The following is a 12,906-nucleotide window of genomic DNA, read 5'->3' as shown; positions in this document are numbered from 1 at the left end:
GTCAGTATATAACTAAAACTACCATTTGGAAAATCATCAAACTAACAGTCTAAATTCCTATTGGCTGTTAATCAAATCATATTAGGAGGAACCTCATGTTCAATCAGAAAAATGTCGCATTTGTTATCACAGACCCACAAGTTGAATTCCTAAAACATCCTGGTAAAGGATTCGGAGCAACTAAAGACGTTCTTGAAAAAGTTAATACTATTGAAAATCTGACAAAGCTTTTCGCTCTTGCTCAAGAGCGTGGCTACAAGCGTTTTATCTCACCGCACTACTTCTATCCACACGATCACAAGTGGCAATTTAAAGCTGCTGGTGAAACGATGATGATTGAAAACGAAATGTTTTGGCGTGATAGCCAGTATTCAGCAATTCCAGAAGGCTCTGGAGCAGATATGATTGAAGAGATTAAACCATTTTTGGATGAAGATACTATTGTTGTCAACGGACATAAAATCTTTGGCCCAGAAAGCAACGACCTTAACCTTCAACTCCGCAAAAATGGTATCGACACCGTCATCTTGGCTGGTATGAATGCTAATCTCTGCGTGGATTCACACATGCGTGAACTCATAGAATTAGGTTACAATGTCATTGTTGTTAACGATGCTGTCGGTGCTCCAGGTGAAGAAGCCTACCAAGCTGCACTAACAAACTACGGCTACATTGCCAACCAAGTTTTGACAACTGAGGAAGTTATCGCTCAACTTTAGTATTAAAAACAAAATCAGGTAATCCTAGTGACTACCTGATTTTCTATGTCTTAAGCATCTTGCCAATTTTCTTGGTCTTCTTTAAAGCGTTTTAGAAGGTCGAGACCTTCTGGTGTGATATAGCCTTCTTCTTGGGCTAGGTGGATGAGTTCACTGTAGTTAGAAAGCGTCACAAGTTTGACACCTGCGTCTGAGAAGTTCTTATCTGCTTTTGGCAATTGGTAACTGAAAATCGCTACAACTCCAAGCACATCTGCTCCTTCTCGTTTAGCAGCTGCTACTGCTTCAAGAACAGAACCACCTGTTGAAATAAGGTCTTCAACCACTACCATTTTTTGACCCTGAGCTACGCGGCCTTCGATTTGGTTACCGGCTCCGTGGTCTTTTGGTTTGCTACGGATGTAGGCAAATGGCAGATTCATCTTATCAGCAATGATAGCTCCGTGTGGAATCCCAGCTGTCGCAGTTCCTGCAATCCCTTCAACCTCAGGAAAGGCTTCTTTGATAGCATCTACAAAACCATTTTCAATGAGAGTACGAGTTTCTGGATAGGCTAGTGTCACACGATTATCAGTATAAATCGGTGACTTGATACCAGATGCCCAAGTGAAAGGCTCTTCTGGTTTGAGGTAAACGGCTTGAATTTTCAAGAGGTGGCTAGCGATATCTTTAGCAAGTGTCATGGTATTCTCCTTTTATTTTTCTAATCTAGTTCTTTAATTCCAGTCCTGTGTCCATTCATCCTTGATGACATGGTAAGCTGCAACAGGATCCTCAGCTTGGGTAATGGGACGTCCCACCACGATATAGTCACTACCGATTTGATAGGCATCCGCTGGCGTCATCACGCGTTTTTGGTCTCCAACTGCAGCACCTGCTGGACGAATGCCCGGTGTCAGACAGATAAAATCTGGATTGGTGGCCTGCTTGATGACTTGTACTTCCTGAGCCGAGCAAACGACACCATCCAAGCCAGCTTCAGCTGTCTTCTTGGCATAGTGGATCACAGACTCTTGCAGACTGGTTTGGATATTTTGAAAATCCTGCATCTGGGATTCCGATGTTGATGTCAGCTGAGTGACGGCAATCAATTTGGCTTGGCTTCCAAGACCTTCACGCGCAGCCTTCATCATCTCTACACCACCAGCCGCATGAACATTGGTCATATCGACACCAAGCTGAGACAAGACCTTCATGGCTGATTTGACTGTATTGGGAATGTCATGAAGTTTGAGATCAAGAAAGACGCTGTGACCCAGACCTTTCAAGTAAGACACAATCTCAGGACCCGCTGCGTAATAAAGCTCCATCCCTACCTTGAGATAAAGGCTTTCTTCTGCTGGGAAATGAGCTAAAAATTCCTTGACCGCCTCAAAACTAGGAAAATCAAGAGCAATGACTGGACGATGTTCTCGCATAGGTTTCTCCTTCTACCTTTGCTAGTGAGAGAGTCTGGCCAACAGAAGCCACGAAAAAAGGAACCTGCCAACAGCAAGGTTCCACGAAAAATGGGTAGTCTCCACCCTTTCACCGTCTAACCTTAGCTGCCTCTCTGGACTGCTTTAAAGGTTTTCTATTATTCTATTATTTCTACTAGCGCTTGTCAAGTAAAAACTTGGTCACTAAAGAGCTATAGGAGAAAAGCTAAACCTAGCGGCGCGATGAACGTCGGGTCGTTTGGTTTTGATTGCCCTCTTCCTCCAATTTTTTCTTCTCTTCTTCCAATTTATTCTGCTGTTCTTCCAGTCTTTTCTTCTCTTCCTCTTTCTGTTTCTTCTCAGCTTCTTTAGCCTCTTGTTTGGCTTTTTCCTCAGCCTCCATAATTAATTTATCCGCCACTGTGTAGCTGTAAATTCCAGCTTCCATGTCAATCACACTCGGTTCTGACAATTGTGGCTTAATCTTACTATAATAAGGCAATTTCTTACTCATTTCAGAAAGGGGAACCAAGACCTCGTCCGAATCATTCATCGTCAATCGAATTAAATCTGAAGTCACCTTGCTTGGGGCTAATTCTACCTTTTGGATAGCAGACTTGAGTTCTGGACTAATTTGAGCAAGTTCTGACGTAAAGGTCTTGATTTGTTCGCTGTCATTAAAGAGAACTGATAAATAAGTTTCTGGCAGACTCACCAAACTTACCGCACTGGTCTCAAGCTGACCGCTTGAAAGGATTGGATAATGACTTTCTCCAGAAACATAGTAGGCCACAATATCATATTCCTTAACCTTGATAGTAAACTTGGTTGGAAATTGATAGACAAGCTGAGCTGATTCAACCCAATAGTTAGACTTGATCTGCTCTTCATATTTTGTCTTATCTAGCAGAAGGTTAATCGTATAATCCGAATCCTGAATGCCTGAAGCCTGTCGAATATCATCAGCTGTAGTTTGCACTGTTCCCTCAACACGAATATCCTTCATGGTCGCATAAGGACTAAGCAAATAAGCAGAGACAACCAATAAAATCAGACTGAGAAACAAAATCGAGATAGCCCGCCAGATATGAACTCCTGGAATTTTCGGTTTGACCGGTTTTTCCTTTACAGGCTTTTTCTCTGCCTTTTTATCCCGTTTATCCTCTTTCTCTGTCTTTTTAGACTTTTGTTCTTCTTTAGATACTTCTTTTTTGACGTCTTCTGACTCTTCTACTTTTTCTTCAGTATCATCCTTAGCTGATTTTGAGTCTTTTGGATCAGATTCACTCTCTTGCTCCTCGGTTGCATCTGACTTTTCAGATTTTGAAGCCATTCGAGCTTGTCTTTCCTTTTCCTTCTCCTCAGCTAGGGCCGCCTCTTCCTCAGCCTTCTTTTTTAGATATTCCTGGTTTCGTTTCTGCCATTCTGATAACTCTTTAAATTCTTCGAGGATTTCTTTGCCCTCTTTTTTCTTATCTTTTGACATTTACTTTCCTTATGATAAATCTTTTTTCAACAATTGATAAAAATCTGCTAGAGATTTCAATTCCTTAGAAGCCTTCATCTTAGCTTTGTATTCTTCCTTATGACTTAGTAAGTGAGAAAGCTTCTCTTCTAAACTGTCCAAGGTCAAATCGCTTTCTTGAAGCTCTTCTGCATAGCCTTTTTTTACAAAGTAGGCTGCGTTCTCAATCTGATCTCCACGACTAGCTTCACGACCAAGTGGCACAATAACATGCAATTTTGCCATGGCTAAGAGCTCAAAAATCGTATTGGCACCACCTCGTGTCACAACAATATCAGCCAATTCCATCAAGGGTTGATAGAGATTGGTCACATAGTCAACACGAAAGAGATTTTGACTCAACTCATTCAAGCTAGAATCTCCAGTTAGATTAATAATATTGTAGCGCTCTGTCAGTTCTTTCTTATGGTCTGTCACCAATTGGTTAAAGACACGAGCGCCCGCAGAACCACCGACAAACAATATAGTTGGCAATTGGGGATTAAAGTGGGTTTGAATATCTACCAATTCATCTGGTTCTGGAGTTTTTTGGTCTGAAACCTTTGTCACTGCTCCCACATGCTCGACCTTAGACAAACTTGAAGCTTGCTCAAAGGTTGAATACATCTTAGTCGCAAATTTATAAGCGATTTTATTGGCCAAGCCCATAGACAGGTCAGATTCGTGAATAAAGACAGGCACTCCTGACACACGCGCAGCGATAACAGGTGGCACAGAGACAAAGCCTCCCTTTGAAAAAAGGGCCTGTGGACGAAGTCGTAACATGATAAAGAGCGATTGGACAATTCCCCAGCCAACTTTGAAGACGTCCAGCATATTTTGCCAAGAGAAATAGCGACGCAATTTGCCAGTCGCAATGGAATGGAAGGTGACATCTAAACCCGACTTGAGGATTTCTTGGTGTTCGATACCACGCTTGTCCCCGATATAGTGGACTTCCCAGCCATCTTCGATGAACTTGGGCATCAACAAAAGGTTGAGGGTAACATGTCCAACCGTCCCCCCACCTGTAAAGACAATTTTTTTCATATTATTCCTTTAACTCCGCTACTGTGTCGATAAAGAGGTCGCCACGTACTTCAAAGTTAGCATACATATCCCAGCTGGCATTGGCAGGACTGAGAAGGACTACATCTCCTTGAGTCGCTAGCTCATAGGCCTTGCGGGTCGCATCTGCAATATCGGTCGCATCCACATAAGCCACACCAGCCTTGTCTGCTGCCCGTTTGACACGTTCGGCAGACTGACCGAGGATGACCATCTTCTTAAGTCCAGTAATGTCTGGAACCAATTCGTCAAACTCATTGCCACGGTCCAAACCACCTGCAATCAAAATGACCTTGCTGTTGTCAAATCCTGACAAGGCTTTTTGAGTAGCCAAGATATTGGTTGACTTGCTATCATTATAGAATTTGACACCCTTGATTTCATCCACAAATTGGAGACGGTGTTTGACACCACCAAAGGCTGAAAGAGTTTCTTTGATGGTTTGGTTATCAACACCACGAAGCTTGGCTACAGCAATTGTCGCAAGGGCATTTTCCACATTGTGGCTACCTGGAACTCCGATTTCATTCGCTTCCATGACTACTTCCCCACGGAAGTAGAGTTGACCATCTTCCAGATAAGCTCCATCAACCTTTTCAAGTGTTGAGAATGGTACAAGGGTAGCTTGTGTTTTGGTAGCCAATTCTTTTGCTAAGTCTTGGTTAAAGTTCAAGACAAGGAAATCAGCTGTTGTCATCTTGTTCTGGATATTCCACTTGGCTGCTACATATTCCTCAAAAGAACCATGATAATCGATATGAGTTGGCATGAGGTTGGTAATAACCGCAATCTCAGGATGGAATTCTTGAACGCCCATGAGTTGGAAAGAAGAAAGTTCCATAACAAGCGTGTCCTTATCTGACGCAGTTTGGGCCACTTGACTAGCTGGATAGCCGATATTCCCTGATAAAAGACCATGTTGTCCAGCAGCAGTCAAAACTTCCCCAATCATGGTCGTTGTGGTTGTTTTACCGTTCGAACCTGTGATACCGATAATTGGCGCTTCAGAAATCAAGTAAGCCAATTCCACCTCGGTCAAGACTGGAATTCCCTTGGCCAAAGCCTTTTCAATCATGGGATTGCTGTAAGGGATACCTGGATTTTTCACCATAAGGGCAAACTCTTCATCCAAGAGTTCCAAAGGATGGCCACCTGTGATAACTTTGATCCCTTCTTCCAGCAAACTTTGCGCAGCTGGATTGTCCTCGAATGGTTTCCCGTCATTTACTGTCACAATAGCACCTAGTTTATCCAACAAACGAGCTGCAGATTCACCAGACTTGGCCAAACCTAAAACAAGGACTTTCTTATTTTTAAATTGATCTATTACTTTCATGTCTCGAACTCCATTTCTACTCTTACTATTTTACCATTTTTATGGAAATAATTCTAAACGAAAATGCTCATATTCAGCATTCTAACAAGCAAAAAGAGAGCTAAAACTCTCTTTTTATCTTCTTTTGTTTTTACTAACCGACATGAGGGTAATATCTCGCAAGCTAAAGTATGCTAGGAAGAGCATGGCGATTGCGATAAAAAATTCTGTCGGTAGCTGAAAGATTTGCAGAACAGACAGCATGAGTAAAATCAAGAGTGCTACGAAAGCAAAGACGACAAGGACGATATTGACTGTCCCTTTAATGCTTTCTGGTGTCGCAAATACATAGAGTAGTAATAAGAGGAGTCCTATGATTAAATAAACCATCTTTATCTCTTTCTAGCTCTTATTCAGCTGATTTTTTCTTCTTGTTAGCTTTCTCACGCTCTGCTTTGTTAAGGATTTGTTTACGCAAACGGATAGACTCAGGAGTTACTTCCATGTACTCATCGTCGTTCAAGAACTCAAGAGATTCTTCAAGTGTCAAGATACGAGGTGTCTTGATAACAGCTGTTTGGTCCTTAGTAGCTGAACGAACGTTGGTCATTTGTTTAGCCTTAGTGATGTTAACTGTCAAGTCGTTCTCACGAGAGTTTTCACCAATGATCATTCCTTCATAAACCTCAGTACCTGGGTTGACAAAGATCGTACCACGTTCTTCGATAGACATGATTGAGTAAGTTGTAGCCTTACCAGCATCGATAGAAACAAGGGCACCACGGTGACGACCACCAATTTCCCCTGGAATCAATGGCAAGTATTGGTCGAAGGTATGGTTCATAATACCGTAACCACGAGTCATTGACAAGAACTCAGTTGAGTATCCAATCAAACCACGCGCTGGAACAAGGAAGACCAAACGAGTTTGACCATTACCAGTTGAAATCATATCCAACATTTCACCCTTACGTTCAGAAAGGCTTTGGATAACAGACCCTTGGTATTCTTCTGGAGTGTCGATTTGAACACGTTCAAATGGCTCACATTTAACACCGTCGATTTCTTTTACGATAACTTCTGGACGAGATACTTGAAGTTCATATCCCTCACGACGCATTGTTTCGATAAGGATTGACAAGTGCAATTCTCCACGTCCTGAAACAGTCCATTTATCTGGAGAGTCAGTTGGATCAACACGAAGGGAAACGTCTGTTTGCAATTCTGCCTGCAAACGTTCTTCCACCTTACGAGAAGTCACCCATTTACCTTCTTTACCAGCAAATGGTGAGTTGTTGACCAAGAAAGTCATTTGAAGAGTTGGCTCATCGATGTGTAGGATTGGAAGAGCTTCAACTGCATCTGTCGGAGTGATAGTTTCACCGACAAAGATATCTTCCATACCAGAAACGGCAATCAAATCACCTGCTTTTGCTTCTTGGATTTCACGACGTTCCAAACCAAAGAAACCGAAGAGTTTTGTAACACGGAAGTTTTTAGTTGTGCCGTCAAGTTTAGAAAGGGTAACTTGGTCCCCAACCTTAACAGTACCACGGAAGACACGACCGATACCGATACGTCCAACGAAGTCATTGTAGTCCAAAAGTGACACTTGGAACTGCAAAGGCTCATCTGAGTTATCTACTGGAGCTGGGATATGGTCGATAATTGTGTCAAAGATTGGTGACATAGTAGCTTCTTGGTCAGCTGGATCATCTGACAATGAAGAAGTTCCGTTGATCGCTGAAGCATACACTACTGGGAAATCAAGCTGGTCATCATCTGCACCAAGCTCGATGAAAAGTTCCAATACTTCATCCACTACTTCAGCTGGGCGAGCTGATGGTTTGTCGATTTTGTTAACAACCACGATTGGGACAAGGTCTTGTTCCAAGGCTTTTTTCAATACAAAACGAGTCTGTGGCATTGTTCCTTCGTAGGCATCTACGACCAAAACAACACCGTCAACCATTTTCATGATACGCTCAACTTCTCCACCGAAGTCCGCGTGTCCTGGTGTGTCCATGATATTGATACGAGTTCCGTTATAGGCAACGGCTGTATTTTTAGCAAGGATAGTAATTCCACGCTCTTTTTCGATATCGTTTGAGTCCATAGCACGCTCAGCCAATTCAGTACGTGCATCAAGCGTTTCTGATTGTTTCAATAATTCGTCAACGAGGGTTGTTTTACCGTGGTCAACGTGGGCGATAATCGCAATGTTACGGATATCTTCTCTTAATTTTGTCATGATTTCCTCTATAATATTCAAAATTTATTTTCTAACTGAACGATTATACCATAATTTCAAGTAAATAACATAATTCAAGCAAGTGTAAATGTTTTCACTCCGCTTTTCTTTTCACGTCAAGCCTTTTCAAAGCAAGCGACTTATGATAAGATAGGCACAGTATGCGTTTAGATAATTTATTAGCCAAAGAAAAAATCAGCCGAAAGGCCATGAAACAAGCCTTACTCAAAGAGGAAATTCTAGTCGATGGTCGCCCAGCCCGCTCCCTAGCCCAAAATATCGATACAGGACTACAAAAACTCCTTTTTCAAGACCAAATCATTCGAGGCTATGAGCACACCTATCTTATGCTTCATAAACCTGCTGGTGTCGTTACAGCCAACAAAGACAAGAAACTTCCAACCGTCATGGACCTCCTTCCGCCTGACATCCAGTCTGACAAGCTCTATGCCGTCGGCCGACTGGACCGAGATACGACAGGACTCCTTCTCTTGACCGATAACGGTCCCTTGGGCTTCCAACTCCTCCATCCCCAATATCATGTCGATAAGACTTATCAAGTTGAGGTTAATGGACTTCTAACACCTGACCATATCCAAGCCTTTCAAAAGGGAATTGTCTTTTTAGATGGCACTGTCTGTAAACCTGCAAGACTAAAGATTCTATCTGCAAGTCCTTCCCACAGCCAAGCCTCTATTACCATTTCAGAAGGAAAATTTCATCAGGTTAAGAAAATGTTCCTCTCGATTGGTGTCAAGGTGACTAGCCTCAAGAGAATCCAATTTGGGGACTTCACATTGAACCCAGATTTAGCAGAAGGTAACTACCGCCCTTTGAACCAAAAAGAGTTACAAATCATTAAAAACTATTTAGAGATGAGTCGATAAAACAAAAAAGCTTTAAAATTAAAGCTTTTTTATTTTACACTACTTAATTCATAAAAAAGAATCAATCCTAAAACCCAATTAATTACGGAAACTACAATCCCTACAATAGCTATAATTTTTTCTGTTTTATAGTCTAGTCCAGATTCTTTTTGAAGTGAGTTAGCATACAATAAACTGGTAATACCTAAACCAATACCTCCCAACGGAAATAACAAAGCAAGAATAATCGACAAGATACCAACAAAAAGTGGATTTTTCTTCTTTTCTTTCATGTTCTAAGAACTCCTTAAATTTATACAAATTAATTATACTATAAAACAATAGCTTCATCCTATCATTCGACTAATTTGGAAATAAGGTTAGCTAGTCTTCACTTTCCCTTTCCAAGAATCCAAACCATAAGAAAGGATATAAATCTCAGAAAAACCTTGTTTTTTCAAGTAAAGGGCTGCATTTGTCACACGTTGCGCACGTTGGTTTTCGTAAAGAAGGACAGGTTTATCTTTACGAAGGGCTGCAAGACTAGTCTTCAACTGACTTGAAGGAATATTGCGGGCCCCAAGGATATGTTTTCTGTGGAATTCTGCTGGATCACGCAAATCAATCAATTGACCTGTACGAATCAAGGCTTCAAACTCCTCATTGTCTACGATTTTAGCCGCACGGCGAATACGAAGATAGTTAAAGCCCATCCATGCCAACATTGCTAGTATAAGTGCCCACAAAATCCAAGTAACCATTAGTTCTTTTCTCCATTTTTCTCAATATAATCCAATTCTACCTTGTGCTCTCTGCGAAGAACCGCTTCTGCTTCTAGATAGTCTAATTTGTCCATCAACCCTGCATCGTAAATCCGAGAGAGTTCCAACTTCATCAGTTCAATATCATATAAGCGTTTTCCCATGTAAACAATAATACCAAATCGTTTGAGGAATTGCTGCACATCATAGAATGTTTTCATAAGACTCATTCTAGCAAAATTTTGTGTTTTTTTCAAGAAGAGAATCACACACTCCTCCTGATTTTCCTATCTTCCTTGGCGATTCTGACGCAAGTGTGGTACAATAAAAACATGAGAATTCAACAATTACACTATATTATCAAAATCGTCGAAACTGGCTCCATGAATGAGGCAGCCAAGCAACTCTTTATCACCCAACCTAGTCTTTCCAATGCTGTGAGAGATTTGGAAAATGAAATGGGCATTGAAATCTTTATCCGCAATCCCAAGGGCATTACCTTGACCCGTGATGGGATGGAGTTCCTCTCTTATGCCCGTCAGGTTGTCGAGCAAACCCAGCTTCTGGAGGAACGCTATAAAAATCCTGTCGCCCACCGCGAACTCTTTAGCGTTTCGTCTCAACACTATGCCTTTGTGGTCAATGCCTTTGTCTCTTTGCTCAAGAAAAGCGATATGGAGAAATACGAGCTCTTCCTTCGTGAAACTCGTACTTGGGAGATTATCGACGACGTCAAGAACTTCCGTAGTGAGGTCGGTGTCCTATTTTTTAACAGCTACAACCGTGATGTTTTAACGAAAATGCTGGATGACAACCACCTGCTGGCTCACCATCTCTTCACAGCGCAACCGCATATCTTTGTCAGCAAGACCAACCCTCTGGCAAAAAAAGACAAGGTCAAACTATCTGATTTGGAAAACTTCCCTTACCTCAGCTATGACCAAGGGACGCACAACTCCTTCTACTTTTCAGAAGAGATTCTTTCTCAAGAACACCACAAGAAATCTATCGTAGTCAGTGACCGTGCCACCCTCTTTAATCTCTTGATTGGTCTGGATGGATATACCATTGCGACAGGGATTTTGAACAGTAACCTCAACGGAGACAATATCGTTTCTATCCCATTGGATATTGATGACCCCATTGAGCTGGTCTATATCCAGCATGAAAAAACCAGCCTATCTAAGATGGGCGAACGCTTTATCGACTATCTACTAGAAGAAGTCCAGTTTGATAGTTGAGAAAAAATAAGAACCAATATGTAGGCTAGCAACAACCTGCATATTGGTTCTTTTTACTTATAATTAAAAGTCTCCCCTGCCAGCTTATCAGCTAGCTTTGGAAAGAGGGTATAAAACTTATGAGCTAGGTTCAACAAAACTGGGAGATTGAGTTCCCGTTTATTTTTTCCTATAATCTTGACAATCTTTTTAGCCACTGCATCTGGTTCTAGCAGGAAACGGTCAACAGACTTGAGATAGGTTCCATCTGGATCGGCCTGGTCAAAAAATCCTGTTCGGATTGGTCCTGGATTGACTGTTGTCACATAGACTCCATAGGGCATGAGTTCGAGGCGCAGAGCATTTGAAAAACCAATGGCCGCAAACTTGGTCGCTGAGTAGAGACTAGACTTGCCAGTAGCGATCAAACCTGCCATGCTGACGATATTGATGATATGGCCTTTTCGGCTTTCCTTCATTCGAGCCGCAAGGCGACGAGACAGATTCATTAGGGCAAAGGTATTGACCTCGAACATCTGATGAATATCTTGATCGGAAATCTGGTCAAATTCCTCAAAAATTCCGTAACCAGCGTTGTTTATCAAAATATCAATCTTGCCATAACGGAGATAGAGGTCAGTTACCAGAGATTCTAAGGCTGAGTCATCGGTAATATCGATTTCCATCAATTCTGCACGGGGATGATTTCCGTAGAGTTGGGCTAATTTTTCCTTCTTTCTTCCAAGCAAGATGAGTTGGTCATTTTGCAAGAGTTTGACCATTTCTTGGGCTAGGCCACCGCTAGCTCCGGTAATGAGAATAGTAGGCATACTTATCCTTTCTCAAGCTTTTAGATTTCCACTTCTTCCAAGTCTTTGACCACATGGACATTTTCAAAGACACTAGCAGCGTCTTTTTTAAGCTTGCTGATATCTTTTGAGAGGAAACGGGCACTGATATGATTGAGCAATAGTCGTTTGGCACCTGCTTCTACCGCTACTTGTGCAGCTTGCATGTTAGTAGAGTGGCCATGGTTACGAGCAATTTTTTCATCACCCTTGCCATAAGTCGATTCATGGACTAGGACATCGGCATTGACAGCCAGACGCACACTGGCATCCGTTTTTCGAGTGTCTCCTAAAATAGTAATAATCTTACCAGGACGTGGCGCTGAGATATAGTCTGCTGCCTTGATTTCAGTTCCGTCTTCCAAAACAACATCCTGGCCGTTTTTGATTTTCCCAAAAAGTGGGCCAAATGGGACACCAGCTGCCTTGAGTTTTTCTGCATCCAAGGTACCTTCTAGGTCCTTTTGCATGACACGATAACCAACACAGAAAATAGTGTGGTCCAGCTCCTCTGCATACACCGTGAATTTATCGGTTTCAAGGATTTTCCCTAAAGAATCTTGGTCAAACTCATGGAAATGAATGCGGTAGGGCAGACGAGAACCTGACACACGAAGGCTGGTTAAGACAAATGACTTGATTCCTTGAGGTCCATAGATTTCCAAATCTGTCTGCTCTTCATTGGCCTGAAAGGCACGGCTAGAAAGGAAACCTGGTAAGCCAAAAATGTGGTCTCCATGCAGGTGGGTAATAAAGATTTTGCTGACCTTACGTGGTCGAATTGTGGTTTCCAGAATGCGATTTTGCGTACCTTCTCCACAGTCAAAGAGCCAAACTTCGTTAATCTCGTCCAAGAGTTTCAGGGCGAGACTTGAAACGTTGCGGGCTTTAGAGGGCTGACCAGCCCCCGTTCCTAAAAATTGAATATCCATTCGA

Annotated in this window: 15 protein-coding genes; 3 read left to right on the top strand and 12 right to left on the bottom strand. The window is 42.0% G+C overall.

Translation table 11 applies throughout. From position 1 onward, the window contains the following. Window positions 1-95 precede the first annotated feature (95 nt). Entirely contained in the window at window positions 96-719 is a 624-nt protein-coding gene (locus FQT24_RS00670; protein ID WP_000483064.1) for a cysteine hydrolase family protein, read from the top strand. A 50-nt stretch (window positions 720-769) separates the two neighbouring features. Here FQT24_RS00670 and pyrE read toward each other — a convergent pair whose 3' ends face one another. The 7 genes from pyrE to typA form a co-directional block, all read right to left on the bottom strand. After that, a complete protein-coding gene (gene pyrE / locus FQT24_RS00665; protein ID WP_143951877.1) occupies window positions 770-1,402 on the bottom strand; it encodes an orotate phosphoribosyltransferase in 633 nt (210 codons plus the stop codon). Window positions 1,403-1,435: 33 nt separating this feature from the next. After that, window positions 1,436-2,137, bottom strand: a complete 702-nt coding sequence (gene pyrF / locus FQT24_RS00660) for an orotidine-5'-phosphate decarboxylase (RefSeq protein WP_143951876.1) — start codon at window positions 2,135-2,137, stop codon at window positions 1,436-1,438. A gap of 232 nt (window positions 2,138-2,369) precedes the next feature. Next, window positions 2,370-3,623 (bottom strand): cell division protein FtsQ/DivIB, encoded by a 1,254-nt coding sequence (locus FQT24_RS00655; RefSeq protein ID WP_084951057.1) that lies wholly within the window; start codon window positions 3,621-3,623, stop codon window positions 2,370-2,372. 9 nt (window positions 3,624-3,632) lie between these two features. Further along, window positions 3,633-4,691 carry a UDP-N-acetylglucosamine--N-acetylmuramyl-(pentapeptide) pyrophosphoryl-undecaprenol N-acetylglucosamine transferase gene (locus FQT24_RS00650; protein ID WP_143951875.1) on the bottom strand — a complete coding sequence of 353 codons (1,059 nt, stop codon included), beginning with the start codon at window positions 4,689-4,691 and terminating at the stop codon, window positions 3,633-3,635. A gap of 1 nt (window position 4,692) precedes the next feature. Beyond that, on the bottom strand, window positions 4,693-6,045 hold the full coding sequence (gene murD / locus FQT24_RS00645; protein WP_143951874.1) for a UDP-N-acetylmuramoyl-L-alanine--D-glutamate ligase: 1,353 nt from the start codon (window positions 6,043-6,045) through the stop codon (window positions 4,693-4,695). A gap of 114 nt (window positions 6,046-6,159) precedes the next feature. Next, window positions 6,160-6,414, bottom strand: a complete 255-nt coding sequence (locus tag FQT24_RS00640; RefSeq protein WP_000262672.1) for a DUF3165 family protein — start codon at window positions 6,412-6,414, stop codon at window positions 6,160-6,162. A 19-nt stretch (window positions 6,415-6,433) separates the two neighbouring features. Continuing rightward, complete coding sequence (gene typA, locus FQT24_RS00635; RefSeq protein ID WP_033685240.1) at window positions 6,434-8,275, bottom strand: translational GTPase TypA; 1,842 nt, start codon at window positions 8,273-8,275, stop codon at window positions 6,434-6,436. Between the two features lie 161 nt (window positions 8,276-8,436). On the opposite strand from typA, the gene FQT24_RS00630 reads away from it, so the two are divergent. Further along, window positions 8,437-9,162 carry a 16S rRNA pseudouridine(516) synthase gene (locus FQT24_RS00630; RefSeq protein ID WP_143951873.1) on the top strand — a complete coding sequence of 242 codons (726 nt, stop codon included), beginning with the start codon at window positions 8,437-8,439 and terminating at the stop codon, window positions 9,160-9,162. Between the two features lie 29 nt (window positions 9,163-9,191). Here the strand turns inward: FQT24_RS00630 and FQT24_RS00625 are convergent, their stop codons facing one another. From FQT24_RS00625 to FQT24_RS00615, 3 genes are all read right to left on the bottom strand, one after another. Beyond that, window positions 9,192-9,434, bottom strand: a complete 243-nt coding sequence (locus FQT24_RS00625; RefSeq protein ID WP_143951872.1) for a DUF4190 domain-containing protein — start codon at window positions 9,432-9,434, stop codon at window positions 9,192-9,194. 87 nt (window positions 9,435-9,521) lie between these two features. Next, window positions 9,522-9,902, bottom strand: a complete 381-nt coding sequence (locus FQT24_RS00620) for a rhodanese-like domain-containing protein (protein ID WP_000259256.1) — start codon at window positions 9,900-9,902, stop codon at window positions 9,522-9,524. Continuing rightward, window positions 9,902-10,171, bottom strand: a complete 270-nt coding sequence (locus FQT24_RS00615) for a YqgQ family protein (protein WP_020901947.1) — start codon at window positions 10,169-10,171, stop codon at window positions 9,902-9,904. The genes FQT24_RS00620 and FQT24_RS00615 overlap by 1 nt, the downstream gene beginning before the upstream one ends. 63 nt (window positions 10,172-10,234) lie before the next feature. Here FQT24_RS00615 and FQT24_RS00610 point away from each other — a divergent pair, with 63 nt between their 5' ends. Then, a complete protein-coding gene (locus FQT24_RS00610; protein WP_049501939.1) occupies window positions 10,235-11,143 on the top strand; it encodes a LysR family transcriptional regulator in 909 nt (302 codons plus the stop codon). 53 nt (window positions 11,144-11,196) lie between these two features. Here FQT24_RS00610 and FQT24_RS00605 read toward each other — a convergent pair whose 3' ends face one another. Together FQT24_RS00605 and rnz are read right to left on the bottom strand one after the other, a co-directional pair. After that, window positions 11,197-11,952, bottom strand: coding sequence for an SDR family NAD(P)-dependent oxidoreductase (locus tag FQT24_RS00605; RefSeq protein WP_143951871.1), 756 nt, complete (start codon window positions 11,950-11,952; stop codon window positions 11,197-11,199). Between the two features lie 20 nt (window positions 11,953-11,972). Continuing rightward, window positions 11,973-12,902, bottom strand: coding sequence for a ribonuclease Z (rnz, locus tag FQT24_RS00600; RefSeq protein WP_138335584.1), 930 nt, complete (start codon window positions 12,900-12,902; stop codon window positions 11,973-11,975). Between the last annotated feature and the right edge of the window lie 4 nt (window positions 12,903-12,906).

The organism is Streptococcus mitis, from assembly GCF_901542415.1.
GTDB classification, from domain to species: Bacteria; Bacillota; Bacilli; order Lactobacillales; family Streptococcaceae; genus Streptococcus; species Streptococcus mitis_BL.
Note: the sequence above shows the minus strand (reverse complement) of the source record. Positions and strands in the feature narration are given on the sequence as shown.

Bases quoted from the DNA above. Each gene is read 5' to 3' on its own strand.
- rnz (WP_138335584.1), bottom strand. From the start codon at position 12,902: ATGGATATTCAATTTTTAGGAACGGGGGCTGGTCAGCCCTCTAAAGCC.
- FQT24_RS00610 (WP_049501939.1), top strand. From the start codon at position 10,235: ATGAGAATTCAACAATTACACTATATTATCAAAATCGTCGAAACTGGC.
- FQT24_RS00640 (WP_000262672.1), bottom strand. From the start codon at position 6,414: ATGGTTTATTTAATCATAGGACTCCTCTTATTACTACTCTATGTATTT.
- FQT24_RS00625 (WP_143951872.1), bottom strand. From the start codon at position 9,434: ATGAAAGAAAAGAAGAAAAATCCACTTTTTGTTGGTATCTTGTCGATT.
- pyrE (WP_143951877.1), bottom strand. From the start codon at position 1,402: ATGACACTTGCTAAAGATATCGCTAGCCACCTCTTGAAAATTCAAGCC.
- typA (WP_033685240.1), bottom strand. From the start codon at position 8,275: ATGACAAAATTAAGAGAAGATATCCGTAACATTGCGATTATCGCCCAC.
- FQT24_RS00605 (WP_143951871.1), bottom strand. From the start codon at position 11,952: ATGCCTACTATTCTCATTACCGGAGCTAGCGGTGGCCTAGCCCAAGAA.
- FQT24_RS00620 (WP_000259256.1), bottom strand. From the start codon at position 9,902: ATGGTTACTTGGATTTTGTGGGCACTTATACTAGCAATGTTGGCATGG.
- FQT24_RS00650 (WP_143951875.1), bottom strand. From the start codon at position 4,691: ATGAAAAAAATTGTCTTTACAGGTGGGGGGACGGTTGGACATGTTACC.
- murD (WP_143951874.1), bottom strand. From the start codon at position 6,045: ATGAAAGTAATAGATCAATTTAAAAATAAGAAAGTCCTTGTTTTAGGT.
- FQT24_RS00655 (WP_084951057.1), bottom strand. From the start codon at position 3,623: ATGTCAAAAGATAAGAAAAAAGAGGGCAAAGAAATCCTCGAAGAATTT.
- FQT24_RS00630 (WP_143951873.1), top strand. From the start codon at position 8,437: ATGCGTTTAGATAATTTATTAGCCAAAGAAAAAATCAGCCGAAAGGCC.
- pyrF (WP_143951876.1), bottom strand. From the start codon at position 2,137: ATGCGAGAACATCGTCCAGTCATTGCTCTTGATTTTCCTAGTTTTGAG.
- FQT24_RS00670 (WP_000483064.1), top strand. From the start codon at position 96: ATGTTCAATCAGAAAAATGTCGCATTTGTTATCACAGACCCACAAGTT.